Below are 25,806 nucleotides of genomic sequence, written 5' to 3'. Positions count from 1 at the left end.
ACTAGTACGACCGCACTTCGAGGTTTTCGATGCGTTCGAAATGCTTGGTGTTCCTCGTGACGACTGCTTCGTCGTTCAGGAGAGCGGTAGCGGCGATAATGCAGTCCTCCCGCTCGATCTGTTCTCCACGGGTGATCAGCTCACCCGAAAGTTTCCCCGCTTTCCGCATCACGGCGTTGTCGGCGGCGACGACGAATTTGCTCTCCAGTACGCCGAGAATCCGTTCTTGCTTCTCACTCGGCGTTCCTGAACGAGCGACACCCTCGTAGAGTTCGAGTACCGTTACGGAAGACACCTTCTGCGGGCGTGATTCCTTCTCTATAGTATTGAGGAGCATCTCGGCGTCCTCGTTACCTCGCAGGAGGTCGATGATGAACGACGTGTCCTGAATCATTCCGCGTTCTCGTCGCTCCCAACGGCCTCGTCGAACTCGCCTGCGAGTCGGTCGCTCCGCTTTCGAGACCGAGAGCGGCCCTCCTCGATAGCGGCTTCGAGGGAGTCCGCTTCTTCTTCGTCGAGGATCCCGGCAACCTCCTTCCACGACCGCTCTCCGGCGAGCCGTTTGACGACCTCGCTGAAGCTCTCTCCTTCCCGTTTTCGAGCTTTCAATCGCTCGTACGCTTCCTCGTCGAGCGAGATGGTCTTGGTCGCCATGTCAATACACACTTGTGTGTGTACAGTTAAAAACCTTCGTTCGGATGATGGAACGCCATTCCCACTTCGACGAACAGAGCTCCGTTCCAGCGTTCACAACCGGCGAATTCATCGAATCAGCCGACACGATGTAACGCTGACGTTCTCGACGGAACAAAAGAAGCGGTAAAGTGCGCAGTTTCATATGGCGAATTTCACCTAGTTAAACAAGGTGGGACAGCGGAGAGTCGGGGGCCGACTTCGGCTGTTTCAGAGCCTTCGTTGCTGGTCGGGTAGCGAGCTCTTCTTCCGGCAGTTGCGCTTTCGTTCCTCGGTCGGTACAGATGACACGGTTTCATAGCCGTCCGGGGTCGCGGGTCCGTTTACGAGCGGGAACCGCTACCCGCTCAATGCGCCACGGGTGTAAATGGGCTACCCGACCAGTCCAAGTATACCCAGAATCCACCGAATAAGTTCAGAGGTAGCAAATAAGGCGCCTTCCAAACGAGAAAGTACTCGTTCCGTCCAGAGGGCAGCGACCATCAGCAGAGAGATTCCGGCCAACCATGCCAATGTCTCCAGTGCCAGGCCACTCACTAGGAGTGGACGAACGACCGCCGCAACGCCAAGGATTCCCGTGATATTGTAGATGTTGCTGCCGATGATGTTACCGACCGAGACACCGAGGCTCCTCCGCTGGATCGCCACCAGCGAGACGGCGAATTCCGGCGTCGAAGTGCCTGCTGCGACGATCGTCCCGCCAATGATCCACTCGGAAATGCCGACGCTGCGGGCTAACTCCGAAGCGGCCAGTACCATGTAGTCGCCACTCACCAGTACCAACGCTAATCCGCCCAGGAGGAGTCCGACATCGCGCCCGCGGAAAGCCACCCGTTCGGTCACTGGGCGAGTTATTCCTCGTCCACCGAGTGACTGATTGGTGGCTACCGTCGAATTAGACTGGTTGGCGCGGAGTAGATAGGCCGTATAGGCGACGAACACTCCTGCCAAGAGTACGCCTTCGAGTCTCGTAACCCGAAGATCGAAAATCGCGATTCCGCCGATGAGAGTACTTGCCAGTAGAGCGATGCCATCACGACGAACGAGTGATTCTGCAATCGGGATTACCTTCAATAGGGAGATTATGCCCAAAATAAACGCCAGATTGTAGATGTTCGAACCGAGGACGTTAGCGACCGCGATATCACCCGACATCTTGAGCGCAGCGTCGACCGAAACCGCCAGTTCAGGTGTTGACGTTCCCATCGCGACGATCGTCAGTCCGATAGTAAGGTCTGAGAGTCCGAACCGTTGAGCCAGCCGCACAACTGCGTCGACCAGAAGCCGTGCGCCAATCCACAATCCCAGTATTGAGAGAAGAATTACACCAATTTGAACAATCGGGCTGCCTTGAACCATCGTACGGTTTTCTGCGGGTCGGTCAATCAATGTTGGGCGCCCAGTTTTCACTCTCGGTCTTCCACAACAGCGATGGAAGAAGGCTACTCCATATACGCCGTGTATTCAGTGTCACCGCGTGATACCTCACCGACGGAGAATTTCGACGAGGGTCACCACCGGTGGCCACCGCTCATTTAAATGTGGGCTCGTGAAATCGCCTCTGGCGCTTGTTTTAGATGGTATGACTCCTCCAGAATGGTTCTATTCCACTGAGTTGTGTTACAGAGGGTCATCACGGACACGCGAGTGGTGAGAAACAATATCTCTCGAGGGATCCCTTCGTTTGAGAAAGACTGCGCTAAACCAGCCAGTCGAGGCCGCTCGTCTCAAAACGAGTGTATGAACTGGTGGGCGACCGATTGTTGATCCGTCAGTTCGCCTCACGGACGAACGTGAGTACTTCGTCGATGAAGAGGTCCGGCGCGGTGTTCATCGCGACGTGTTGTTGACCGTCCAAGATAGTGATCCGACTGTTCGGGAGCGCGTCGTTAACCGCGTCTGTCGCCTCCCTGAACCACTTCGGGCTCTCGCCACCGGACAACAGCAGGGTCGGTGTGACCAGATCCGCGAACCGAGCAGCATCGAACTCGTACTCGGCGGGCGCCCGCGTCTCGCGGGGCAGTGTGCGGGCCGCGGCCACGCGGTCCGGCCAGTTCGGTGCCGAGCGAAGCACGTCGATTTCCGCCGGCGGGATCTCGGCGACCTCGCGCAGGAACAGAACGAGCGCCCGCTCGTTCTCACCGTCGTCCAAGAGGGCCGCCAGTTCGGCGAGCACGTCCTCGGAGTAGAGTTCGTGGTCGCCGACCGGAAGCGGCGGTTCGTACAGGACGAGTTTGCGCAGATTATCGGTTCGCAGGGCCGCCTCCAGGCAGCAGAGGGCGCCGTAGGAGTGGCCGAGCAGGACCACTGGGTCGTCGATCGAACCGACGACCGCAGCCACGTCCTCGAACTCCCGTTCCAGTTCGTACTCGGCGGCGTCACCGCTCTCTCCGCGGCCACGGCGATCGACCGCGTAGACCGTGAAGTGTTCCGCGAAGGCGGAACGGACTTCCGACAGTTCCCACCGCGTGTGATCACCGGCGCTTCCGTGCACGAGTACGAGCGGCGGTCCGCTCCCCGTCCGTTCGAACGCGATGGGAGTCCCGTCCGCTGAAGTGATTGTCTCCATTATTCTTCGACCCGAAGACTACGCCGGCGAACCATGTTACCCTTCCGCATACGACCCCGAAGCTAAAGGGAAATGTCGTCCGTCGGTTCGGAATCGAGGTCGGTGACTTTCCGTAATCGAAACCGCGTTTCCGCACGAGATGGCGTCTACGGGGCTCCCGCCTCCAGCCGGTCGACTAGACCGCCGCGGAACGTCTGCCGCGTCCCTTCGGGGCCGGCGATCGTCAGAACCGTCTCCTCGTACGGCGGCGATACCGTGATCCCGTACTCGGCGAACGCACAGCACTTCAACTCGGAAGACGCGAATCGAGCGACCGCCAGGAGCGACTCGTCAGTTCCGTCGAACCGAATTCTCAAGCCGTCTCCGGACTCCTCGAATCCGACGTAGTTGGCGATGAGACGAGAGCGGACCTCCTCGCTCCGCTCTCGTTCCTGTTCTTCAGTCAGCGTGCACGCGACATCTCGTGACGTATCGTTCCGACTCATGGGACGCTGTTACTTTGAATACGGGACTGTTTATACTGTCAAGTCCGAAGTATCGAACGAAGTGCGGTGAACGAAAGCTATGGGAGAAACACCCGACACGTCAACTGACGCCCCGAATTCGCAGAACCGCGAGATCGTCTGCTACTGTCCGTTAGGTGGGGTGATGGACATCCTCAGTCGCCGGTACGCGATGCAGGTGATCTGCGTCGTGGGGGCGATCGGACCAGCTAGATACAGCGAGATAGAGGACGCCTTCGGCGGGGTGAGCAGTTCGACGCTGTCAACTCGCCTCGATGAACTCGTCGAGGCCGGGTACCTCTCTCGGGAGCAGTACGCGGAGATCCCACCGCGGGTCGAGTACGACCTCACCGCGTCCGGAGAACAGTTGTGTCAGCGATTAGATCCCATCCTCGAATGGGCTGAAGAACAGGAGGCGGGGCGGGTTCCGGGAGAGGACGGGACGTAGGTGGGATCGGCAATGCGGCGCTCAGCGGCGTCTTCCCGGTCGCCGAACACCGCTGTGACGCGATTAGTGCGCTCGTTCCGTCGGTACCGGAATCGGACGTTTTGAGTTCCCAGACGGCACCCTGGCGCTCCAGCCGTCCGAGCGGTGCTGATCAACCGAGCAACGCGTCGTCACGACGTAACCCGCGCCTTCGACAGCGTCGGGCGTAACCCATCGAGAGGTCCGGGTACTGACGTCGGGACCCGCTTCCCGCGTCCGTCCGTTTCCCGCTCGGCCCGCTCACGCTCCGCAAACCAGCGGTGTCAACGCGGGCGAACGCAACGTTCGTCGTCGGGGATCGATCTTCGAGATGAGTAAAGAGCGCCCATCCCGCCGTGGGAACACGTCACGCGCTCGCCGAAATCGAGGCTCGGGCGTCCGGAAGAAGCCACGCAGAAACCAGCCGCGTGAGGAGAACCATTCCCGCGGCCTTGTTGAAACCCTCGGTCAGTGATAGGTGTCGAGATATCTGCTGAATACAGAGCGCGTATCGGTTCCCAGGGGGTCACCGGAAACAGTCTGAGGAATCGCTCGGTACAGGGGGCAGTTGACATCCTCCCCGCCCTAAAGGGCGAGGATTCCCGAGCGTTGGGATATTAAGGTTCGCAACCCACCTGTTCGCTCGGTGCGAAACGCCCCGAGGTTTGATTGAACAGGTAGGCTACTGGCCGTGCCAAACGACCGTTACTCATATCCCCTGTTGGAGGATTCTGAGTTATCTTTCTGCGAATGTTCACCGCTCCATTCACGTCCGCGTTCATCGTCACACCGCATGACTCACAGACGTACAAGCCACGCTCCACACGATTCGCGTCACGCTTTCGACCACAGCACGAACACGTCTTGCTTGTATCTCGCTCGCTTGTGCGGTCAACGAGGATACCGTGTTCTTCGGCTTTGTATTCGAGCAAGGTCGTGAAACGGTCGAACTCCCAGCCGTGGAGTTTCTTGTTCCCACGCTTGCCCCAGCTCCGCGAGTCACCGTTCTCATCCTCACGAATATCGCCCAAGTCACCGATGGCGATGCGACCGACCTTATGGTCGATGCACCGCTCTACGACGTGCTTAGCGAGAGCGTGCAGGAAGTGGTCTTTCCGCCGAGACAACTTCTGTCGGGCACGAAGCGCACGACGAGAGGGGCCGTTTTTGCCCTCAGTGTCGTACTCGTCGCGGGTGAAGTAGTGCTTGTCCTGCTTGAGAACGTTCCCCGGATACAACTCAGCGTCCCCATCGTCGTAGGCGATAGCGAGGTAGTTGCTGATGCCAAGGTCGATACCCGCGGTGTTGTCGCCGGGAGCGTCCTCAACAGGAATCTCGACCTTGCAGACGAGGTGCAGTTCCCAGCGGTCGCCGTTCCACACGGCTCGCACCTGCTGGATGTTCCCCACGGTCACGTCCGGTCGAGTCTCGTACTCTACGAGGATGAAGTCTGAGCGGTGGTTCTTCAGGTTGAAGCCTTTGCTCAGACGGAGTTGGTTGTGCTTGGAATCGTGCTTGATGCCGTTCTGCTTCCACGTCACGGTGGAGCGTGGGTGGTTGTCGCCTCGCTTGCGGTAGCCGGGTGGATTGGCGTCTGTGTCGCCGTTCTTGCGCTTTTTGAACCAGCCGGTGAACGACTCAGCGAGTTCTTCGAGAACACGCTGACTTGACTGAGAATGCAGGTCACTGTATCGTTCGTGGTCTTTTAATTCGCGCTTGAGGTCGGCCTCAGACGGAATCTCGCCAGTATCATCCCATTCTTGTTGGATGTGGTAGCGAGCGACGTTCCACAGTTTGGATGCCGAGTGCCCGCAGTCATCGAGATCGTCACTCACTTGAGAGTGGTTGACGATTTTCGCTCGATATGTACGGGTTGTTTCCAGCATCGAACAGTATTCATAAGCACTTATTGGAATTACTGTATTAAAAGTAACGACTGAGACGTGGAATATCCGACAGTGACAGCGACGGCGGGTTGTGTAGAAATTGTCGGCTGTATCCCCGCCCTGAAGGGCGGGGTTTTAGCCTTGTAACTTCCATAAACTGTCGGTGGCGTTCCGGGAGGCGGTATTTCTGGGGCTCGGACTGCGAGCAGATTCGCAGGATCCGGATTGCCGCAAGAATGCAACCATTTTAGCCCGTGTCTTCATACCCCGGGTATGCCGACACCTGACCGAGAGACCCTCGACAAACACTTTCCCCGTTACCGTGAGTTCGACCCGGCGGTCCCGACCTGGTGTGTCACGCCCGACGAGACGGGCTACATCCACCGCTTCTTCGAGACCTCGCCGATCAGTCCCTCGGGACGATACCTGGCGGTCACGAAACTACCCTGCGAGGACCGGCTCCCTAACCCGGGCGAAATCGCGGAAATCTCCGTCGTGGACCTCCTGACCGGCGAGCGCGAGACGGTTGCGAAGACTACGGGCTGGGATACTCAGATGGGCGCCCACCTCCAGTGGGGCGAATCGGACGCGCAGCTGTTTTTCAATGACATGAACACGGACACCTGGACACCGTACGGCGTGAAACTGGACCCTACCACGGGTGACCAAACTCGGCTCGAAGGGACGATTTACGACGTGACTGCCGACGGGTCGAAGGCGGCCAGTCCCAACCTGTTGGGGACGCGCGTGACACAGGACGGCTACGGGGTCGTCGTCCCTGACGACGCGTTGTCCCGCTACGAGGAAGCCGACGACGACGACGGCGTCTACGTAACCGACACGGAAACCGGAGAGTGCGAACTCGTCGCATCCGTCGCGGACATCGTCGAGGCGCTCGACCTCGACGGCTCGGCGTTCGGTCCCGGTACCTACTACGTCTTCCATGTGATGTGGAATCCCGCCGGCGACCAGTTGATGTTGAACTTCCGCTACTGGCCCGACGAGGGTGGCTACTGGCGTTGGGTCCCGCATCTGGTCACACTCGACGCCGATGGGTCGAACGTCCGGCTCTGTCTCCCGGTCGAGGCCTGGAACCGCGGCGGCCATCACATCTGCTGGCGGCCGGACGGCGAGCGCATCACGATGAACCTGCGGCTCGAGGAGGACGGCCCGATGCGACTCGTGTCGGTCGACCCTGACGGCGGCGGCTACGAGGTGCTCAGCGATACAATCGTTGGCGGCGGCCATCCAGCCCCCCACGCCGACGGCCACACGTTTGTCACCGACGCCTATCAGCACGAAGACGTCGCCGAAGGCGACGGGACGATCCCGCTACGACTCGTCGACGTGGCGGCACAGACGGAACGGACTGCCCTCAGGATCCGCACCGACCCCCCGTTTACGGGGCCGCACGACGAACTCCGCGTCGATCCCCATCCCGTCTGGGACCCCGAGCACCGCTTTGTCACGGTTAACGCCTGTCCGAACGGTGGGCGCCAGGTCTTCGTCGCCGACCTGGGGGAGTTCGTCGATTCGGGCGCGGGATGAACTGAGACGAGTCGCTGCTGAATACACCACTCTGCATCCAGCAGCCCGAGAATCTCAGACCACTGACATTGGTAGTCTTCGTGTGAGAGAGGAGGCTTCGTTCCAGGTTGTGAACGACGCACTTGAGGACGTGTTCGCGGAACTGCTTCCACCAGCGGCACGACCGCACGACCGCACCGAATTTCCGTTTGATCGCCACGTTGACTGTCCTGTTCATATTCCGTCGATGGCAGACCTCCGGAAGGGAGGGCGCTTCCGGGGTCAGTACTCCCAGAGCCGCTCGATCCGCGAGTCGATTTCCGGGTGTTCGTCTCGCAGCGTCTCGACGTCCGTTTCCCCGTCGACGTTGATGACGTGGACTTCCCCCCGACGCCCGGAGTACACGTCCTGGAAGTCGTAGACGACGCCGACGACCTCGACGTCGTCGGGGATGTCGTCGCTCTCAACGAGGAACTCGACCTGCCGATCGACGTTGTACTCGACGAGCCGGTTCACGGCCTCCGCTCGGCTCACGTCCGAGGGGAGCGAGTCGACGCCCGCTTCGAGGCGGGGTTTCAACAGCCCGAGGCAGTGCTCGATCCCGGCCGGTTCCGAAATTCCGCGCGTCAGATCGTCGTACGTCGCCGTGACGGCACCGCAACCCGTGTGTCCCACGACGACGACGGTGTCCGTCCCGGTGTGTTCGACCGGGTAGAGCACGTCTCCGGAGACCGCCTCGCCGGCGTCGGTCCGCTGCACGACGCGGTTCCCGATGTTGCCGCACGTGAAGACGCGTCCGGGTTCGTCGTTCACCCAGATGTGGTCCTGGAGGACGCGGGAATCCGAGCAACAGACGGTGACGACGTCCGGGTGCTGGGCGTCCTGCACGTCGTCGAACCGGGATTCGAACTCGCTCGCGTGGTTCGCGTTGCTCCGGAGTAGCTCCACGAATGCCCGATGCATACCGGTGCAGAAACGAGGCTCCGACATACGTCTTGGTGTTTCCGCGATTCGGGCGGATTTCTCCGGACGACGGGATGGAGGGGCTCGCTTTCCGTCCCGCTGACCGTCCGCCGCGACCCCGTAAACCGCGCACCGGTCTCTCAGCGGTTCGCCTCGAACCACTCGACCGCGAAGTCGACGAGCGCCCGCTGGCTCGCCAGCTTGGCGTCCGCGTCGCCGACGCGGCCCTCCGCGAGCCCGATTCGCCGCTCGAACTCGGCCCCGAGGTCGGGGAAGTCGTCCGTGCTCGTCTCGATGTCCTCGTACTCGACGCGGCGGCGTCGCCCGCCTTCGAGAACCGGCGCGCCGCACTCGGCCGTCTCTTTCGGAACGTCGGCCCGATACTCGGCGAGGTGGAGGGACGTGTTGCTGTCGTGCCCGACGCCGAGGAGGAGAACGTCGCCGTTGCGCTCGTAGACGCGCGCGAGCGGCGAGTTCTCTCCGAGTCCGTAGTCGAACCCGTGACCGGTCGCGATCGATTGGGCGTCCGCCCCCCACGCGGCGAACGAGACCTCCGGGTGTTCGCTTCGAACGACGTCGGGGTAGTTCCGGAAGCACTCCGGAATCGCGCCCATCCCCCGCGTCGGCGTGACGTCCGGGCGGAACGGCGGCATCGCGTCCCGGATCACGTCGACCCACGCCTCGGGGACGGGCGGGTTCGACCAGCCCGCCGGATCGGTGTACTGCCCGGTGTGGGTCGGCATCACGAGCGTCCCTGAATCGGTCACGGCCTCCCGCAGCGCGTCGACGACCGCCTGCGCGCCGCCGCAGACCCACCCGAGCGCGCTCAGCGAGGAGTGGACCAGGAGCGCGTCGCCCTCCCGAACCCCGAGATCGCGGAGATCGGCCGCGAGCGACGAGACGGTCGCCGGGTCGGCCACCCGTTCGATGGCCTCTTTTTCGCCCATAAGTGACCGTCGCCGACTCGGAAGTTCAGTCTTCACATCCTCACTACCCGAGCGAAAGCGGGACGTGCGCGAACGAGAGTAGCGCCCGCTCGATCGCGAGTGACACCCGCGGCCGGGAGTGAGGCCCGTTCGATCGGGGCTGACGCGGGGGACCCGGGACCCGTCAGACGCCCCGCACGGTGTCGATGACGCCGACCGTTTCGAGCGTCATCCAGGCGAGGAACGCCGCGTACAGCCCGAGGAGCGCGTACGCTTCGCGGTCGGTGAGCTCCAGGTGGGTGCGGGTGAAGACGACGAACACGAGCGTCGCGAACGCGAGAAAGCCCATCATCGGGATGGCCGTGAGGAAGTTGACGGTGGCGGATCCCGCGAGGAGGACGCCGACGGGGATCGCGACCAGGAGGTTGAACGTGTTGCTCCCGAGGACGTTCGTGAGGCTCGTGACGCTCGCGTCGTTCTTGGCCGCGCGGACGCTGATGAACGCGTCGGGCAGGCTCGTCGCGGCGGCGATGACGGTCAGCCCCCACAGGAAGCTCGGCGTGCCGAACAGCTCGCCGAAGCCGAGGGCGGCGCGGACGACCCCCTCGACGCCGACGGCGATGACGACGAGGGAGACGGCGAGCGTTCCCCACTCGCGGCGCGGATCCACGTCGACGGCTTCGGCGGTCACGTGGTCGCGGGTGTCCTGGTACTGCAGAAAGACGTAGATGCCGTACGTGGCGAGCGGAATGAGGACGAGCGCCGGGGTGAGGATCGCCGCCGTGTTCGTCCCGCCGGGCACGTAGGTCGCGCCGAGGGAGAACGTGATGAACAGGACCAGAACGCTGATGATGTAGAACTGGGCGTCCTTGTGGACGATGTCGCGGGTCGCTTCGAGCTCCTCGCTGGAGAGCGCAGAGAGCGCCGGGATGACGAGCAGGTTGAAGATGGCGCTCCCGACGATGGCTCCGACCCCGAGGGAGAACTCGCCGTGGAGGAGCGTGCTGATGACGACGGAGCTGAGTTCGGGGAAGCTCGATCCGACCGCGACGACGACGGCTCCGTGGACCGCGACCGGTAAGCCGTAGTACTTGCTGAGGCGCTCGGCGGACCGTTCGAGGAGCTCGCTGCCCTTCCAGATGACGGCGGTCGCGGCGATCACCAGAACGAGATAGGCGAGGAGTCCGTTCACGGTGAGGAGGGTATCAGTACACGGTAAAAGGCGTATCTCATTCGCAGCGGCGCGCCCGGTGGTGCGGGCGGTTCGGCGTTATTCCCTCGACTCCGACCGGTACGACTCGGCGAGCCTGTCCAGCGAGTCGTGGTGTTTCGTCGTGTGCGGCGCGGTCAGCGGCGAGACGCTCACGTTCCCGTCGACGACCGCCCGGCGGTCAGTGCCGTCCGGGTCCGGCAGGTCGCCCTCGCGCATCCGATCCCACACGCGGTCCCGCAGTCGGACGCCGTCCGACTCGCGCGTGGCGGTCATGTCGTACAGCGTCGAGGGGCGCGTGATGGCCATCCTCGCGGGGGTCTCGTTCGGCATCGGCGCGTTGACGTTCAGGTACTCGGCCTCCTCGAAGACCCCCGCGCCGAGTGCGTGTTCGACGAGGTACGCCGTCGCGTCCGTCGCCTCCCGGTAGTCCTCGGTGTCGGTCGCGGCTTCGGTCCACGAGACGTCGCCGCCGGGGACGTACAGCGAGACCGCGATCGCGGGGACGCCGAAGAACGTCGCCTCCACCGCCGCGCTGATCGTCCCCGACCGGCCGAGGACGTACGCCCCGAGGTTCGCCCCCTTGTTGCAACCGGCGACGACGAGATCGACGTCCGAGCAGAGCGTCTCCAGTCCGACGACCGTGCAGTCGGCCGGCGTGCCGTCGAGGACGTAGCCGAGTTCGTGATCGGAGACGGTCACCTCGCGGGACAGCGCCCGGCCGACCGCGCTCTGGTCTGTGGCCGGCGCGACGGCCGTCACGTCCGCGACCGCCGAGAGCCCGTCGTAGAGCGCGCGGAACCCGACGCTCCCGATGCCGTCGTCGTTCGTCAGCAGGATCCGGGGCTTGCCCATGTCCCCCACTCCGGGGGCACGCGCAAAAGCGCTCCGCTCTCCGCTCTCTCCGTTCCCTCCAATCTCTCCGGTCTCACCCGTCTCGGCGGTTGGAAGGACCGGCGATTCGAAGACCCGTACGTTCCACTCGCGAGTTCTCTGGCGCGCCTCTCGGAGGGAGGGTGGACGTCGACGGGCAAGCGGAACGCACACAAGGGAGGCGACGAATGCGGGGATATGGGACTCGGAAACACCGCCAGAACGCTCCAGAAGGTGACGGACATGGCCGAGGACGTGTACAAGCGCCTGAACGAGGTCCGCGAGCAGGTCAAGGAGACCCAGCGGACGGTCGCGGACACGCGAGAGCGCGTCGGGAGCCTCGAAGCCGAAGTCGCCGAACAGCGCGCCATCCTCGAAGCGATCGCGGAGGAACAGGGCGTCGACCTCGACGCCGTGAAGGCGAAGGCGCACATCGAGGAGGCGGAGCGGACAGCGGGGGACGCGACGGCGACGGACGCGGACGCGACGACCGCCGGAACGGGTGGATCGACCGCCGGGACGGACGAATCGGACCCCGACGGCGCGACGACCGGCTCGGAGGGTACGGACGCGCCGACGACCGCCGACGAGTAGCGGATAACAAACTTAACGGGCCGGGGCAACTTTTGCCAGCACGATGACGACCCACCGGGAGCCGCTGTCGTCGGTGCTGGACACGATCGGGAGGACGCCACTCGTGGCGGTTCACGCCGCGCCGGAGGAAGTCCCCGTCTACGCCAAGCTGGAGTCGTTCAACCCGGGCGCGAGCGTCAAGGACCGCATTGGGAAGTACATGCTCGAACGGATGCTCGAAGCGGGGACGCTGCGACCGGGCGGGACGGTGATCGAGCCGACCGCCGGCAACACGGGCATCGGCATCGCCGTGGCGGCCGGCCGGCTCGGACTCGACGCGGTGTTCGTCGTCCCCGAGCGCTTCAGCGTCGAAAAGCAGCAGCTCATGCGCGCCCTCGGCGCGGAGGTGATAAACACCCCGACCGAAGACGGGATGGGCGGGGCGATAGACCGCGCGCACGAACTCGCCGAGGAGCTCGACGACGCCGTCGTCCCGCAGCAGTTCTCCAACCCCCTGAACACCGAGGCGCACTACGCGACGACGGGTCCCGAGGTGTACGAGGCCCTCGACGGCGAGGTCGGCGCCGTCGTCGCCGGCTGCGGCACGGCGGGGACGCTCATGGGCGTGGCGCGCTACGGGCGCGAGCGGCACCCCGACACGCACGTCGTCGCCGTCGAGCCGGAGGGGTCCCTGTACGCCACGGTCCTCGGTCGCGACGTCGAGGAGGAGGAGTACAAGACGGAGGGGATCGGCACCCACGACCCGGCGACGAACGAGCTGTTCGAGCCCGACCTCGTGGACGAAGTCGTCCAGGTGTCGGACCGGCGGACGCACGCCGAAGTCCAGCGGCTCGCCCGCGAGGAGGGACAGCTCGTCGCCTCCAGCGCCGCGGCGAACAGCGTCGCCGCGCGCGAGGTCGCCCGGCGGATCCGCGACGGGGCGATCGACGCCCCCCACGACACCGTCGTGACGGTCTTCCCCGATTCCAGCGAGCGCTACCTCTCGAAGGGGATCTACGGGTCGTTCGACGAGTGGGAGGGGTAGCGGAGCGTGGCGGTTCGGCCGCGGGGTCGTGCCGGTTCCGGTCTGCGCCGGGTCCCGTCAGCGGACGAGGCGGCCGTGTTCGACCTTCATGCAGCGGTCCTGCACGATCCGGAGGCCGGCCTCCTCGGCGCGGGCGGCGGCCCCGTCGTGTTCGATGCCGAGCTGCAGCCAGATCGCCCGCACGTCACCTCGTTCCTCCTTGCGCTCGATGACCTGATCGACGACGCCGGGGACCTCCTCGCTCGGCCGGAACACGTCCACGAGGTCGATCTCCTCTTCGACGTCGGCGAGCGAGTCGTAGGCCTCCCGACCCAGGATCTCGTCGGCGTACGGGTTGACGGGGATGACGTCGTACCCGTGTCGCTGGAGGTACGCGGGTATCTCGTGGGCGGCCTTCCCGGGCGTCGACGAGCAGCCGACGACCGCGACGGTATCGAGTTCCAGCAGCTCCCGCAGCCCGTCGTCGGTGGTGACTGGCATGTTCTACCGGAGGTCGCCGTCGGCTAAAAGCGTTCGGCGGTTCAGTCGCGCGCGAGCCGAAGCGCCGGGCGCGAGCCCTCCTCCGTTTCGACGATCCCGTCGAACAGCTGCTTGAGCGTGTTCATCGTCCGGTCGTCGTGGGCCGTCGAGTCGATGCAGAACAGCCCCAGGCCGTCGACGCTCTGGACGCGGCCGGTGAACACGTGGAGGAACCGGAACACGGTCTGGACGTTCGAGTACATGAGAAGCGTCGAGAGCGAGTGGACCATGATCCGGTTCCGCTCGACGCGTCGCTCGCGGTAGAACGTCTGGAGGAACTCCGAGAGCTTGATTCCGATTCCCGTCATGTCGACGGGGGACGACGTGTACTTGACGCGCTCTTCGTCGCGGACGTCGCCGATCCCCTGCTGGCGCGTGACGCAGTCCACCACCGCGACGGGCTTGCCGGCGTACGCGATCCGCTCGGCGTAGTCGTCGAGCACCCTGCTCGCGTTGTCCTTCGTCGTCACGACGATCGCACCCTCGTTTCGCCTGGTTCCCTCGGCGAGGATGTCGAGCGCCAGCGCCCGCTTTCCGGTCAGCGGCGGTCCGGACACCAGAACGTTCGTTCCCGGTTCGACCGAAGCGTCGAAGGGTGGGCCGAGATCATACATACGGGCGCCTCGTCACCGGAGCGAAAGGCTCTGCGCGTCCGTCCGTGTGACGCTCCGTCTCACCGGAAGTCATCAACTGGTGGGAAGATACGCTGAACCGGTAATATTCTTTTTGATTATCTCACCCGGTGCAACCGCTCACGCGCCGAATCCCAGGATGGCGGCGGTTCGCCCCGCGATGAAAGCGCCCGCCGCGAGAAACATGCCGTGCTTCAGCCGCCGCTGGCTCCCGGTCGGGTCGCGGAAGGACCGCAGCGCCGCGCCGACCATGACGGCGTCCGCGGGCACGACGAGCGCCAGGTAGACGGGGCCGAACGTCCCGCGGAGGTACGGGAGGACGCTCGCCGCCGCGGCGAGGACCATCGCGACCACGCCGAGCCAGAGCGCCGGGCGCTCGCCGATGGCGATGGGGAGGGTCCTGAGCCCCTCCTCGCGGTCGCCCGCCACGTCCTCCACGTCCTTTACGATCTCGCGGGTGAGCGTCGCGACCGCCGCGAGGGCGAACAGCACGAGCGTGGCGGACGAGAACGGCCCGCCCCCGTCGTTCGTCGGGACCGCGGCGTCGCCGAAGAGGAACGCGGAGCCGGTGAGGTACGCCACGACGGCGTTCCCGATCCCGGGGAGCCCCTTGAACAGCTTCGTGTAGGCGACGAGCGCCGCGAGGTTCACGACCGCGATGGCGATGGCCGCCGCCGGGAGCTGGACCGCGCAGGCGGTCGCGGCGAGAAAGAGCGCCGCGCTGAACAGGAGCGCCCCGCGGGGGGACACCGCGCCGCGGGGGATCGGGCGATCCGGCCGGTTGATGCGGTCGATCTCGCGGTCGAAGTAGTCGTTGACGGCGTTCCCGGCGCCGGTGGCGAACGCGGTCGCGGCGACCGCCAGCGCGACCGGCCAGAGCGCGCCGAAGATGTCGTCACCGACGTACGCGCCCGTGAACGTGAGCACGCCGGCCGCGACGGCGTTCCCCGGGCGGGTGAGTTCGAGCAGCCCGCGGGCGCGGTCGGTGAGGGACATACGGATTCCTGCCCGGCGGGCCGGTATAAATGACGCGAAGCGAGCGCCCGCGATCGAAACCACGTGATTTAAAACCGAGTGCCGCGCAAGGGTAGAGTACGGGCGCTTAGCTCAGTCTGGACAGAGTGCTTGGCTTCGGACCAAGTTGTCACGGGTTCAAATCCTGTAGCGCCCATCTTCCTGCGACGAACGAAGTGAGGAGCGGGAGATGTACTCGCAAAGGATTTGAACCACGAGAGTCGCAGCGCCGAGCGAAGCGAGGCGACCGTCTCTCGGGGGTTCACATTTCTGCATCACTGGCCGCCCAACCACGAAGCGAACGAGATGGGATCGACGCGAACCCCTCGATTGGAATGAGGGAGTTCGTCGCCTCTGGCGGCCGTTAAACCGGCCGCCCGATGTTCGCGGTACCGTCTTGCTCCGCGACGTCAGTACCGTCCGTCTCGCAGCCGAGGTTCGGCAGGACTGTTTCGAGCTGCGGATCAGGTGTAATCGACAGCGGCGTGCCTGGTGAAGGATGTCGTCTCGGATCGGCGAACGTCGTCATATACCCGTGCTGGCCGTCTTCTTGCGCCGTGACGCCTGGACGATCCCGGTCCGACTGAGAGCCAGCCCGAATCGCCTTTCAGCGATCGAAGATGGCCGGCCGGAGCGAGGACAGGCCGCAGAACGTGAGCAGTCCGAACGCCAAACTCGCCCAGCCGCTCGTCGAGAGCATCGAAAAAACCGCGAGATGGTAGTACGAGCCGAGCACGCTCACCAGCCCGCTCACGCTCAGGACGGTCCAGCGGTTCAGCGCTCGACGGGCCGGCGGACGAAATTCCCGAGCCAGAACGTCGGTGACGCGCTCTTCCAGATCGGCCAGGACGTCCTCGTCACCGTAGCCCGGGACGGCTGATTCGGAGGGGAGATCGCCTTCCGGTTCCGTTCCTCCGCGGTTCGTCTCTGTGTTTTGCGTACTCCGTTTCATGGCCCTGTCACGGAAACGGTGCTGTTTCCGGCCGTTCAATCGGGGGGACCGCGCGTCGCCGACTGTCTCGGCCCTACCGTAGCATCGCCGATCACCGCCGTAAATCATTCGGGTGGTGTAGGCTCCCCTGAAAGATCGACGAAGTGACGAGCAGGATTTATGCCGCGTTCCGAACGTTCTTTCCGGTATGACACTCGGAACAGGCTTACCGTTCGGGACGTTCGTCGCCCTCGCGCTGATCGTCTCGACGCCGATCCTGGCGTACCTCCTCTACCGCATCGACGAAAAGCGGGCCGGCGGATACGTCTCGCTGTGGGGGCGGCGATAGATGTCCCTCGGCTTGCAGCTCACCTTCGGACTGTATCTGCTCGTCCTGATCGCGATCGGCGCGTACTTCTTTTTCACGACGGAGACGAAGCGGCTGTCGGACTACCTGCTGGCGGGGCGGGACGTGGGAACGTGGCCGATCGCGGTGTCGGACGTGTCGTCGGTCGCCAGCGGGTGGACGTTCTTCGCGTGGGTCGGCGTCGGGTTCACCCTCGGGCTGAGCGGGCTGTGGTTCTCGCTGACGATGGTCGTGGTCGTGCTCCTGATGTACCGGTACGTCGCCTCGCCGCTGCGCCGCGAGTCCGAGGCCGTCGACAGCGTCACGGTCACGGACCACGTTTCGCGGGTGTTCGAGGACGAACCGCTCGGACCCGCCATTCGGATCGTCGCGACGCTCGCGGTCGTCGTGTTCATGGTCTCCTACGTGGGCGCGCAGGTCATCGCGGTCGGCGAGGCGATAGACACCGGGTTCGGGATCGACTACTCGCTCGCGATCGTCGCCGGCGGGGCCGCGGTCGCGCTGTACACCGTCCTCGGCGGTTTCAACGCGTCGGTGTGGACCGACTTCTTCCAGGGCATCCTCATCTTCGTCGGGGTGGTCGCGCTGCCGATTCTCGCGATCGCGGAGGTCGGCGGGTGGGCGGCATTCGTCGCGCAGGCGAACGCCATCGAGCCGACGCTGCTGCGGATGGACGCCGGCCTCGGCGGGACGGAGCTGGGCGTTTTCGCGCTCGTGTGGATCACCTTCGCGATGGGGACGATCGGCCAACCGCACTCGCTGATGCGGTTTCAGGCGATCCGCTCGGAGCGGCTCGTCAGCCGGGCGTCGGTGATCGCGGTGTCCTTCCAGGCGCTCCGGCTGACCGTGCCGCTCTTCATCGGCATCTCGGGTCGCGTCCTCTACGGCACCGTGGGCAACCCGGAGAACGTCGCGATGGTGGCCATCGTCGACCTGTTCCCGCCCGTCGTCGCCGGCGTGCTGCTCGCGGCGATCGTCAGCGCCGTCCTCTCGACCTCGGACTCGATGCTGCTCGTCACCTCCTCGGACGTCACGCGCTTTTACGAGGCGCACGTGAACCCGGACGCCGACGAGCGGACGCTGATCCTCGTCGGACGGGCCGTCGTCGTGATCGCCGCCGGGTTCGGCATTTTGCTGGCGTGGATCCGCCCCGGGACGATCTTCGAGATCATCGAGTTCGCCTACGTCGGGCTCGGCGTCTCGCTCGGATTGCCGCTGCTCTTCGTCCTGTTCTGGGACCGGACGACCGGCGCGGGCGTGTTCGCCGGCGCGGCGGTCGGGCTGGCGAGTTCGATCGGCAACCTCTACCTCCTGCCCGACTACTTCCCGATCCTCGTCTGGCCGGTGACGCTGGCCGCGATCGTCGGGGTGAGCCTCGCCACCGTCGACGCCGACGCGGGCGCGAACAGGAACGTCGCGGCCGCCGAGCGCTGAACGGCGGTTCGCCGGCGCTCCTCGCGTCCCGTTCCCCGGCACGGACTACCGCTCTCGGTCGACTTACGCCGCCGCCGGCGAAACGTGACGCGACGCATGAACGCCGACGCGAACCCGGACGCCGATTCGGAGACGAACGCCCGACCGTACCGACTCGCCGAAATGACGTGGGAGGAGGTCGAAGCCGCGGTCGGGGACCGCCGCACGATGCTCCTTCCCGTCGGCAGCACGGAACAACACGGCCGCCACCTCCCGCTCGGAGTGGACGTCTTCATGCCCGAAGCGATCGCAGAGCGCGTCGCCGAGCGCAGTCCCGCGCTCCTTGCGCCCCCCGTCTGGTACGGCGTCAGCCCCCACCACGCGTTCAAGCCGGGCACGTTCACGGTCGGCACGGAGACGTTCCAGCGCTACGTGACGGACGTCTGCGCGTCGGCCGCCGAGTGGGGCGTCGAGCGCGTCCTCCTGCTCAACGGTCACTACCTCGCGCAGGACCCCGAACTCGAGATCGTCGTCCGTCGGCTCCGGACCGAATACGGCGTCGAGGCGTTCCACGTTCCGCTCGTGGAGCTCTTCGCGGACGTCGCCGCCGAGATCAGGACCGGCGAGGTCTCCTTTCACGCCTCGGAGTTCGAGACGAGCATCATGCTCGAACTGCTGCCGGAACTTGTCCACGCGGACCGCGCGGAGGCGGTCGATCCGCCGGAGGAGTCGCTGCCGCTCACTGACTACGATGCGCTCGGCGACAACAGGGTCGGCTGGGCGCTCACCGCCGAGGACATGGCCGAACTGACGGCCGCCGGGAACGTCGGCGACCCGACGGCCGCCACCCGCGAGAAGGGCTCCGCGCTCGTAGACGCCGCCGTCGAGCGGATCCGCCTGCTGGTCGACGCGCTGGAGGCAGAAGGGGGGAGCGACGGCGACGGTGGCGACGACACCGCGCGCTGAAGGCGCTCGGCGGCGCAGCCGATCTGAGAGCCGATGAACGATCCGGCTCACTTCCGCGCCAGCGCGCACGTCGCCGCCGTTCCTTCTTCGAGTTGGACGGACTCGAACCCGGCGCGGGAGAGCAGCCCGACCAGCTCGTCCGTCGGCTGTCCGGCGCGCGGCGTGAACGCGACGGCGACGCGACCGCCGGGTTTCAGGACGCGTCGGATCTCCCGGAGCCCCGCGGCCGCGTCGGGCCACACCTGCATCGAGTTGACGCTGAACGCGGCGTCGAACGACTCGTCGTCGAACGGGAGGTCGAGGGCCGACCCGAGCCGCAGGTCGACCCGACCCGAGGCGATCGCCGCCGCGTTTCGACGGCGGGCCTGGTCGACCATCGCCTCCGACGCGTCGACCCCCGCGACGAACCCCTCGGACGCCGCCGCGCTCGCTCGTTCGATCCCGACGCCGGGCCCGAACCCCACTTCGAGGACGCGGTCCGTCGGACGCACGTCGAGCAGCGAGAGCGTCCGCCGGACGGCGTCGTCGTTCGTCCGGGCCATCACTCGGCCGCCGATCCGTCCGAGCACCCCTCGGGGTTCCGCGAACGCCCGGCGCAAAAGCCACTTCACGGGGGACACCTCCCGATCACCAGCCCGCCCGCTTCGGTCGGGCGCGGCCGTCGAGCCCTCGTTCGTCGGTTCCCCGCGGACGGATCGAACGGTCGTCTCACGTCCGTCCGTTCGCGGCGGCGGGTCATGGAGGTAGCGCCGGACGCCGCTGGCACATTTATCTCCCCCCATCTCCTCCGTCCCGGCAGTGCGCGCGAGATACGCGACGGTCCGGATCGACTCCGGCTCCGGGGGATTTCACCCGGCGGAGTGCGCGCTGGCCGACGAGCCGGGGGTGACGCGCGAGGGGATCCGCCGCGTCAACCGACTCGACGACGGCACGATCGCCGCGTCGTACGAGCTCCGGGGCGACCTCGACCGCGCAAGGGAGCTCCTCGCGTCGAGCCCGAGCGTCCTGGCGTGCGACGTCGTCGGCGAGAGGACCGGGGTGGCGTACGTCCACTCCGTCCCGACCGATCCGGTCGCGTCGCTGCTCTCGATCCTCCGGCGGAACGAGATCGTCCTCGACGCGCCGCTCGAATACACCGCGACCGGCGACCTCCGCGTCACGCTCCTCGGCGGGAGCCGGGCGCTCCGCCGCGCGATCGACGAGGCCGCGAAGTCGGTCGGCGTCGAACTCGAACGAACCGGCGACTACGCTCGGAACGCGCGGAATCCCGAGGCGGCGCTGACCGACCGCCAGCGGCAGCTTCTGACCGTCGCGGTCGACATGGGATACTACGAGATCCCGCGGCGAACGACGCTCGCGGAGATCGCGGCGGCTGTCGGGATCGGGCGAGCGACCGCGGGCGAACACCTCCGGAAAGCCGAGGCGAAGGCCGTCGCGCGGACCGTTCGCTGAGCCGACGGCGGCCCGCCGGTGAGACGATCCGCGAGGGGGATGATATCTCATTCCGGAAATTTAATACATCGTATTCTAGTATTACATGAATAGAGTATGTCCCCGATACGTCCCCTCCGCGAATCGCCGGACCCCCGGGATAGCGACGGCTGCCCCTCGCGACGCCGCGGGAGGTGACCCGGGTGGATCGACGCGCGTTCGCTGCCCTGCTGGCGACTGGATTAGCCGGTTGTAGCGACGTCACCGACGCGCCGCGCGGCGAGGGAGCGACCGCGGGATCGGAGAGGCCGACGACGACCGCCGCGCCGACCGAGACCGACGCCCCGACGGCGACCGAAACGACGACCTCCCGACCGACCCCGAGCGCCGTCGACGTCGGCGGCGTCGCCGCGAAGCGGGAGCCGTACGACCTGCGGGAGGTTCCGTACGAGGAGCGCCCGCAGTTCATCCACGACCGCCGCGAGCCGCCGGAGTGTCGCTACGACGCCGCGAGAGTCCACGAACTACCGAACGTGGTCGAATCGACCATCCGGGGCGAGCGTGGAATCATGCCGCTCCGCACGTCGCGGCTCGCGCTGCGCCTCCTGCACTGTCACCGCGAGATCGGCCGCGATCCGTACCTCGAAAAGGCGAAAGAAATCGGCGCGGCCTTCCTGGAGACGGCGACTCGCACCGACGACGGGAGCCTCTATTTCCCGTACACGATGGCGAAAGGCGGGTCCGGCGTGACGCTCGACCCGCCGTGGTACTCGGGGATGTCGCAGGGAACCTCCCTCTCGGCGTACCTCCGACTGCACGAGCAGACGGGCGAAGAACGGTACGCGGAGATCGCCGACGCGGTGTTCCGGAGCTTCGTTCGGCTGAAGCGTTCGGCCGGCGGGGGACCCTGGACCGTCATGGTCGACGACGACGGCTACTACTGGATCGAAGAGTACCCGCACGACCCGCCGACGCACGTGCTCAACGGGTTCAACGTCGGGCTGTGGGGACTGTACGAGTACTGGCTGCTCAGAAAAACCGCGTTCAGCGAGGCGCTGGTCCAGGCGGCGATCACGACCGTTGCGCGCCACCTGGAGGAGTACAGGGTACCCGGCGAGGTGAGCTGGTACGGGCTGAACCGCGGCTACCGCGGTAACGACTTCTACCACGCGGTCCACATCCACCAGCTCCGCCAGCTCCACCGGATCACCGGCGACGACTACTTCGACGAGATGCGGCGGAAGTTCGAGTCGGACAACCCCGAGTCCGCGGGGACCGGGTGATCGCCTCCTCGCGACGGCGCTGAACCGCGTTCGCGGACGACCGGAGGAGCGACCGGCGTTACGGCGAGTAGCCCGGCGACTGCGCTTCGATCACGTCCGCGACCTCCCCCAGCTCCTCGCCGATGGTCGCGACCATGTCGTCGAGCGTGGCGATGCCGACGAGTTTGCCGTCGTCGTCGACGACCGGGATCCGCCGCACCTTCCGCTCGCCGATCGTCCGGGCCAGTTCGATCCCCTCGGCGTCGGCACGAACCGTCGCGACGTCCTCGTCGATGAAGTCCTCGGCCGTCATCGACGTGACGTCACCCTCCGGAATCTTGAGGACGATGTCGCGGTCGGTCACCACGCCGACCGGCTTTTCGTCCTCCGTGATCACGACGGCGCCGACGTTCTCGTCGGCGAGCTTCGCGGCGATGTCGGGGACGGACGCGTCTCTGCTCGCGGTCACGACGTTGCTGTTTGCGAGGTCTCTGACGGGCATGCCTACCTGGGTCGTCTCCCGCCGGCCGAGTAAGTACGGTGCTTTCATTTGTCAGCCGTATAAGTCGGGCGGACTCCGTCTCGGAACCGACCGCTCGGGGACTTATCGGGGACATAATCATGGTCGGGCGACGACTGGTGTCCGATGATGAGACGACGGACGTTCCTCGCGCGATCGGTCGGCGTCGCCGGGCTCGGGCTCGGAGCCGCGCTCGGGTTCGACCCCGACCTCGGGTACCGGGTCGGCTCCGCGCTCGCCGACCCCGGACCGGTCGACGCCGACGGCCCGGACCGCGCGCGGGCGGGCGGGGCGGCCGAGGCGAAGCGAACGACGGAGACGATTCTGACGGGAACGAACCAGGAAACCGAGGTCGTGACTGTCGACGCCCCCGAGTCCGGGCCGACGGCGATGGTCTTCGGCGGCGTTCACGGGAGCGAGCGGAGCGGCTACCTCGCGGCGGAGGACGTCGCGGAGTGGGAGTTCCGCTCCGGGACGGCGGTCGTGGTTCCCCGGGCGAACCGGGTGGCGATCGAGCGGGGGACGCGCCACGGGATCGGCGGCGATCTGAACCGCCAGTTCCCGCCCGGCGAGGAGCCGACGACGGAACTGGCGCGGGCGCTGTGGGAGGTCGTCGAGCGCCACGACCCCGACGTCGTGCTCGACCTCCACTGGGCGCGGGGCATCTACGGGGTCCACCGCGGGTCGGTCGGCCAGGCGGTCTTCCCGGCGGCGGTCGGAAACGCCGTCGAGCGCGCCGACGCGGCGATCGAGTACGTGAACGACGAGCACGTCCCGTGGGCCATGCCGTTCCACCGCTTCCGCCGCGGAAACGTCATCGACGGCGACGCTCCGCTGCTCGTCCACAAGGTCGTGGGCGACCTCGACCGGCCGGGCTACATCGTCGAGGCGACGACCTTCCTGCTCGATCTCCGGACCCGCGTCCGCTGGACGAAGCTCCTCGCGTCGACGCTCCTCGCCCAGCACGGGGTCTCTCACCGACCCGACGTGAGCGTGAGGGAGGAGTCGCTGCGCCGATGATCGACCGAGGGCACTCGCCTGCGCGAAAACGGACTCTCTCCGCGCGCGACCTCCTCGCCGGCCCCGTCGTCCTCGGCGTCTACGCGCTGCTCGTCGTTCCCCTCCTCGTCGGACGGCTCGACGCGCGGCTCATGACGCCGCTCGCCTACCCGGGGTACCTCCTCATGACCGTCGGGAGTTCGATCGGGAGCGTCCTCTTTCCAAACTACGCGCTGTGGGTCTACTGGGGGCCGTTCCTGGTCGGCAGTTACGGGCTCTCGGTCGCAGTCGGCGGCGCCTACTACCTCGTTCGCGGTCGGTGAACCGCGGCCACCTCGCTTATCCGGGTCAGACGTGTAGCCGGACGCGGAGGTCACTAAGATGGACACGTTGGTCACGGGCGCGCGGCTCGCCGCCGGACTGCTTCTCATCCTTGCGAACGCCTTCTTCGTCGCGACGGAGTTCGCGCTCACGCGCGTCCGACAGTACCCGGAGTCGGAGTTCGACGCGCCCGGCCTCCGGCTCCCCTGGGAGATGACTGAACGGCTCGAAATCTACCTGACGAGCTGTCAGGTCGGCATCACGGCGTCGAGCATCGCGGTCGGCATCGTCGCGGAGCCGGCGCTCGTCGGCGTGCTCGAACCGCTGCTCGGCGCGGCGCGGATCGACTCGCTCGCGCCCGGATCGACGCACATCGTCGCCGCGGGGCTGTCGTTCCTCGTCATCAACTTGCTGCACCTGACGCACGGCGAGCAGACGCCGACGTACCTCGGCGTCGAGCGGACGAAGCTCATCGCCCGGTACGGCGCTCGCCCGCTGTACTGGTTCACCAAGGTCATCTACCCCCTCATCTTCGTCGGGGACAAGGTCGCAAAGTGGACCCTCCGGCTGTTCGGCGTCGAGATCAGCCGCTCGTGGGTCGAGGCCGAAGCGGACGCGGTCGAGAGTCGGGCGGACCTCCGGAACAGGATCGGCGAGGTGCTCGACCAGGGTGATCTGTCCGAGGAGCGACGCGAGGAGGTGCTCAACGCGCTCCGCGTCGGCGAGCGGCCCGTCCGCGAGATCGTCATCGACCCGGACGAGGTCGTCGCGCTCTCGACCGAGCGGCCGTTCGAGGAGAACCTGGACGTCATCGAGGAGAACCCCCACACCCGGTTCCCGCTCGTCGGCGACTCGCTCGACGACTTCCGCGGGATCGTCTACGTCCCGACGATCACCCGGAAGCTCGACGCGCTCCGCGACGGGGAGATCGAGTTCGAGGCGCTCGCGGCCGACCCGCTGACAGTCGACGCCGAAACGACGATCAGCGGGGTCATAGACCGGTTTCAGGCCGAGAACCAGGAGCTCGCGCTCGTGCGGGACGAGGGGGAGGTCGCGGGGCTCGTGACCGCGACGGACGCGTTCGAGTCGGTGATGGGCGAGCTCGAGGATCCGACCGATCGGGGACGGATCGCCGCGTCCACCGCCGGCTGAGCGCCCGGTCACTCCGACCCGGCGTACTCCGCGTAAACCGCCCACGAGGGATCGACTTCGGGGTGTTCGACGCGCTCGCCGTCGACGAGGACGCCCTCGCCCTCCGCGACCGCGCCGGCGACGCCGACCGGCGTTCCGCGCGCGTCGAGCGCGTCGACGACCGCGCCAACGCCCCCGGGCGCGACGGCCAACACGAGCGTGCCGGAGCTCGTCGCTGTCCACGGGTCGATGCCGAGGTAGTCGCAGGTCTCCGTCACCCCCGGCCGGATCGGCACCGCGTCGCGCTCGATCTCGATGCGGACGCCCGCGCTCTCCGCGACTTCCGCGAACGCGCCGTAGAGGCCGCCCTCGGTCGCGTCGTGCATCGCCGTCACCGGACCCGCCGCGGCCGCCGCGACCGCGTCCCGGACGGTCCGCGTCTCGTCGAGCCGCTCCCGCGCGGCCGCGAGCGTCTCGGCCGGGAGGTCCATCCGGTCGCCGAACAGCGTCGTCAGGAGGCCCGTCGCCTCGACCGCGGGACCCTTCGTGACGAGGATCCGATCGCCCGGTCGGGCGCCGTCCGGGCGGACGACGTCGGCGGGGTCACCGACGGCGAGGGCGGTCGCGCCGCCGACCCACGGGTACTCGACGCCGCTGTACCTGGCGGTGTGTCCCGTCGCGACGCTCGTCCCGAGGGCGCTCGCCTCGTCGTCGATGGCCCCCCAGAGCTCGGCGAACTGGTCGTCGGTCATCTCCGGCGGGAGCGCGAACGAGACGGCGAGATGCGTCGGAAGGAGGCTGCTGACCGCGACGTCCGACAGCACGACGTGCAGCGCGAACCGCCCGGCGCGGTCGAAGCCGAGTTCGGGGAGCACCGAGAGCGGGTCGGTCGCCAACACGACGGCGCGGCCGCCGACCTCGATCATTCCGAAGTCGACGCCGTGCTTCGGCCCGATGGCCACGTCGTCGCGGTCGGCGCCGAGCCGCGGCGCGATGTGCTCGTCGAAGAACGCGCGGTCGATCTTCCCGAGGTCTGCCATACCGTCGCTCTCTCGGCGGCGCGCAA

At 66.3% G+C, this 25,806-nt stretch carries 29 protein-coding genes, 1 tRNA gene and 1 pseudogene; 13 read left to right on the top strand and 18 right to left on the bottom strand.

Translation table 11 applies throughout. From position 1 onward, the window contains the following. Window position 1: 1 nt before the first annotated feature. The 5 genes from CNO20_RS18260 to CNO20_RS18240 form a co-directional block, all read right to left on the bottom strand. Window positions 2–394, bottom strand: coding sequence for a type II toxin-antitoxin system VapC family toxin (locus CNO20_RS18260; RefSeq protein WP_101297642.1), 393 nt, complete (start codon window positions 392–394; stop codon window positions 2–4). Then, window positions 391–654: an antitoxin VapB family protein gene (locus tag CNO20_RS18255; protein WP_101297641.1), complete on the bottom strand. Its 264-nt coding sequence runs from the start codon at window positions 652–654 to the stop codon at window positions 391–393. The genes CNO20_RS18260 and CNO20_RS18255 overlap by 4 nt, the downstream gene beginning before the upstream one ends. A 411-nt stretch (window positions 655–1,065) precedes the next feature. After that, window positions 1,066–2,052, bottom strand: a complete 987-nt coding sequence (locus tag CNO20_RS18250) for a calcium/sodium antiporter (protein WP_101297640.1) — start codon at window positions 2,050–2,052, stop codon at window positions 1,066–1,068. 412 nt (window positions 2,053–2,464) lie between these two features. Beyond that, complete coding sequence (locus tag CNO20_RS18245; RefSeq protein ID WP_101297639.1) at window positions 2,465–3,262, bottom strand: alpha/beta fold hydrolase; 798 nt, start codon at window positions 3,260–3,262, stop codon at window positions 2,465–2,467. Between the two features lie 146 nt (window positions 3,263–3,408). After that, window positions 3,409–3,747 (bottom strand): Zn-dependent oxidoreductase, encoded by a 339-nt coding sequence (locus tag CNO20_RS18240; RefSeq protein ID WP_101297638.1) that lies wholly within the window; start codon window positions 3,745–3,747, stop codon window positions 3,409–3,411. A gap of 79 nt (window positions 3,748–3,826) precedes the next feature. Here CNO20_RS18240 and CNO20_RS18235 point away from each other — a divergent pair, with 79 nt between their 5' ends. Further along, entirely contained in the window at window positions 3,827–4,213 is a 387-nt protein-coding gene (locus CNO20_RS18235) for a winged helix-turn-helix transcriptional regulator (protein WP_233204249.1), read from the top strand. Window positions 4,214–4,848: 635 nt separating this feature from the next. On the opposite strand, the gene CNO20_RS18230 is transcribed toward CNO20_RS18235, so the two are convergent. Further along, complete coding sequence (locus CNO20_RS18230) at window positions 4,849–6,117, bottom strand: RNA-guided endonuclease InsQ/TnpB family protein (protein ID WP_101297637.1); 1,269 nt, start codon at window positions 6,115–6,117, stop codon at window positions 4,849–4,851. A gap of 273 nt (window positions 6,118–6,390) precedes the next feature. Here CNO20_RS18230 and CNO20_RS18225 point away from each other — a divergent pair, with 273 nt between their 5' ends. Then, complete coding sequence (locus tag CNO20_RS18225) at window positions 6,391–7,665, top strand: TolB-like translocation protein (RefSeq protein WP_101297636.1); 1,275 nt, start codon at window positions 6,391–6,393, stop codon at window positions 7,663–7,665. 91 nt (window positions 7,666–7,756) lie between these two features. Here the strand turns inward: CNO20_RS18225 and CNO20_RS23940 are convergent. The 5 genes and pseudogenes from CNO20_RS23940 to surE form a co-directional block, all read right to left on the bottom strand. Next, window positions 7,757–7,879: pseudogene (locus CNO20_RS23940) on the bottom strand (IS5/IS1182 family transposase); the annotation flags it as partial. Between the two features lie 47 nt (window positions 7,880–7,926). Beyond that, the gene (locus tag CNO20_RS18220; protein ID WP_101297635.1) at window positions 7,927–8,607 is read right to left on the bottom strand and encodes a carbonic anhydrase; all 681 of its coding nucleotides are present in this window, start codon (window positions 8,605–8,607) and stop codon (window positions 7,927–7,929) included. Window positions 8,608–8,747: 140 nt separating this feature from the next. Continuing rightward, window positions 8,748–9,554 carry an AAC(3) family N-acetyltransferase gene (locus tag CNO20_RS18215; RefSeq protein ID WP_101297634.1) on the bottom strand — a complete coding sequence of 269 codons (807 nt, stop codon included), beginning with the start codon at window positions 9,552–9,554 and terminating at the stop codon, window positions 8,748–8,750. 163 nt (window positions 9,555–9,717) lie between these two features. Further along, window positions 9,718–10,725 (bottom strand): sodium:calcium antiporter, encoded by a 1,008-nt coding sequence (locus tag CNO20_RS18210; RefSeq protein ID WP_101297633.1) that lies wholly within the window; start codon window positions 10,723–10,725, stop codon window positions 9,718–9,720. A gap of 78 nt (window positions 10,726–10,803) precedes the next feature. Continuing rightward, window positions 10,804–11,598, bottom strand: coding sequence for a 5'/3'-nucleotidase SurE (gene surE / locus CNO20_RS18205; protein WP_101297632.1), 795 nt, complete (start codon window positions 11,596–11,598; stop codon window positions 10,804–10,806). Window positions 11,599–11,814: 216 nt separating this feature from the next. On the opposite strand from surE, the gene CNO20_RS23935 reads away from it, so the two are divergent. Next, window positions 11,815–12,210, top strand: a complete 396-nt coding sequence (locus CNO20_RS23935) for a DUF5798 family protein (RefSeq protein WP_233204248.1) — start codon at window positions 11,815–11,817, stop codon at window positions 12,208–12,210. Window positions 12,211–12,253: 43 nt separating this feature from the next. Beyond that, on the top strand, window positions 12,254–13,234 hold the full coding sequence (locus tag CNO20_RS18195; RefSeq protein ID WP_101297631.1) for a PLP-dependent cysteine synthase family protein: 981 nt from the start codon (window positions 12,254–12,256) through the stop codon (window positions 13,232–13,234). Between the two features lie 57 nt (window positions 13,235–13,291). On the opposite strand, the gene CNO20_RS18190 is transcribed toward CNO20_RS18195, so the two are convergent. From CNO20_RS18190 to CNO20_RS18180, 3 genes are all read right to left on the bottom strand, one after another. Next, window positions 13,292–13,714 (bottom strand): CoA-binding protein, encoded by a 423-nt coding sequence (locus tag CNO20_RS18190; protein ID WP_101297630.1) that lies wholly within the window; start codon window positions 13,712–13,714, stop codon window positions 13,292–13,294. A 41-nt stretch (window positions 13,715–13,755) separates the two neighbouring features. Beyond that, a complete protein-coding gene (locus CNO20_RS18185; protein WP_101297629.1) occupies window positions 13,756–14,367 on the bottom strand; it encodes an RAD55 family ATPase in 612 nt (203 codons plus the stop codon). 138 nt (window positions 14,368–14,505) lie between these two features. Continuing rightward, entirely contained in the window at window positions 14,506–15,381 is an 876-nt protein-coding gene (locus CNO20_RS18180) for a geranylgeranylglycerol-phosphate geranylgeranyltransferase (RefSeq protein ID WP_101297628.1), read from the bottom strand. 100 nt (window positions 15,382–15,481) lie between these two features. Here CNO20_RS18180 and CNO20_RS18175 point away from each other — a divergent pair. Then, a tRNA-Arg gene (locus CNO20_RS18175) sits at window positions 15,482–15,556 on the top strand. A gap of 450 nt (window positions 15,557–16,006) precedes the next feature. Here the strand turns inward: CNO20_RS18175 and CNO20_RS18170 are convergent. After that, entirely contained in the window at window positions 16,007–16,351 is a 345-nt protein-coding gene (locus CNO20_RS18170; protein ID WP_101297627.1) for a hypothetical protein, read from the bottom strand. Between the two features lie 187 nt (window positions 16,352–16,538). Here CNO20_RS18170 and CNO20_RS23495 point away from each other — a divergent pair, with 187 nt between their 5' ends. The 3 genes from CNO20_RS23495 (at window position 16,539) to CNO20_RS18160 (ending at window position 19,076) form a co-directional block, all read left to right on the top strand. Next, window positions 16,539–16,679: a hypothetical protein gene (locus CNO20_RS23495; protein ID WP_199174921.1), complete on the top strand. Its 141-nt coding sequence runs from the start codon at window positions 16,539–16,541 to the stop codon at window positions 16,677–16,679. Next, window positions 16,680–18,131 (top strand): sodium/proline symporter, encoded by a 1,452-nt coding sequence (locus CNO20_RS18165; RefSeq protein WP_199174920.1) that lies wholly within the window; start codon window positions 16,680–16,682, stop codon window positions 18,129–18,131. A 96-nt stretch (window positions 18,132–18,227) separates the two neighbouring features. Continuing rightward, entirely contained in the window at window positions 18,228–19,076 is an 849-nt protein-coding gene (locus CNO20_RS18160) for a creatininase family protein (RefSeq protein WP_199174919.1), read from the top strand. A 47-nt stretch (window positions 19,077–19,123) separates the two neighbouring features. Here CNO20_RS18160 and CNO20_RS18155 read toward each other — a convergent pair whose 3' ends face one another. Beyond that, the gene (locus tag CNO20_RS18155; RefSeq protein WP_199174918.1) at window positions 19,124–19,858 is read right to left on the bottom strand and encodes a class I SAM-dependent methyltransferase; all 735 of its coding nucleotides are present in this window, start codon (window positions 19,856–19,858) and stop codon (window positions 19,124–19,126) included. Window positions 19,859–19,874: 16 nt separating this feature from the next. On the opposite strand from CNO20_RS18155, the gene CNO20_RS18150 reads away from it, so the two are divergent. Together CNO20_RS18150 and CNO20_RS18145 are read left to right on the top strand one after the other, a co-directional pair. Next, window positions 19,875–20,528: a helix-turn-helix domain-containing protein gene (locus tag CNO20_RS18150; RefSeq protein WP_101297626.1), complete on the top strand. Its 654-nt coding sequence runs from the start codon at window positions 19,875–19,877 to the stop codon at window positions 20,526–20,528. Window positions 20,529–20,710: 182 nt separating this feature from the next. Beyond that, complete coding sequence (locus CNO20_RS18145) at window positions 20,711–21,790, top strand: D-glucuronyl C5-epimerase family protein (RefSeq protein ID WP_143423287.1); 1,080 nt, start codon at window positions 20,711–20,713, stop codon at window positions 21,788–21,790. 58 nt (window positions 21,791–21,848) lie between these two features. Here CNO20_RS18145 and CNO20_RS18140 read toward each other — a convergent pair whose 3' ends face one another. Further along, window positions 21,849–22,271, bottom strand: a complete 423-nt coding sequence (locus CNO20_RS18140; protein WP_101297624.1) for a CBS domain-containing protein — start codon at window positions 22,269–22,271, stop codon at window positions 21,849–21,851. A 147-nt stretch (window positions 22,272–22,418) separates the two neighbouring features. Here CNO20_RS18140 and CNO20_RS18135 point away from each other — a divergent pair, with 147 nt between their 5' ends. The 3 genes from CNO20_RS18135 to CNO20_RS18125 are packed head-to-tail and all read left to right on the top strand — an operon-like array spanning window position 22,419 to window position 24,761. Continuing rightward, on the top strand, window positions 22,419–23,309 hold the full coding sequence (locus CNO20_RS18135) for a M14 family metallopeptidase (RefSeq protein ID WP_199174917.1): 891 nt from the start codon (window positions 22,419–22,421) through the stop codon (window positions 23,307–23,309). Then, window positions 23,306–23,611 (top strand): hypothetical protein, encoded by a 306-nt coding sequence (locus tag CNO20_RS18130; protein WP_101297623.1) that lies wholly within the window; start codon window positions 23,306–23,308, stop codon window positions 23,609–23,611. The genes CNO20_RS18135 and CNO20_RS18130 overlap by 4 nt, the downstream gene beginning before the upstream one ends. 58 nt (window positions 23,612–23,669) lie before the next feature. Next, window positions 23,670–24,761 carry a CNNM domain-containing protein gene (locus CNO20_RS18125; protein WP_101297622.1) on the top strand — a complete coding sequence of 364 codons (1,092 nt, stop codon included), beginning with the start codon at window positions 23,670–23,672 and terminating at the stop codon, window positions 24,759–24,761. Window positions 24,762–24,769: 8 nt separating this feature from the next. Here CNO20_RS18125 and CNO20_RS18120 read toward each other — a convergent pair whose 3' ends face one another. Then, on the bottom strand, window positions 24,770–25,780 hold the full coding sequence (locus CNO20_RS18120) for an AIR synthase family protein (protein WP_101297621.1): 1,011 nt from the start codon (window positions 25,778–25,780) through the stop codon (window positions 24,770–24,772). Window positions 25,781–25,806: the final 26 nt, after the last annotated feature.

Origin of the sequence: Halegenticoccus soli (assembly GCF_002844195.1) — an archaeon.
GTDB classification, from domain to species: Archaea; Halobacteriota; Halobacteria; order Halobacteriales; family Haloferacaceae; genus Halegenticoccus; species Halegenticoccus soli.
This window is presented reverse-complemented; position numbering and strand designations above follow the sequence as displayed.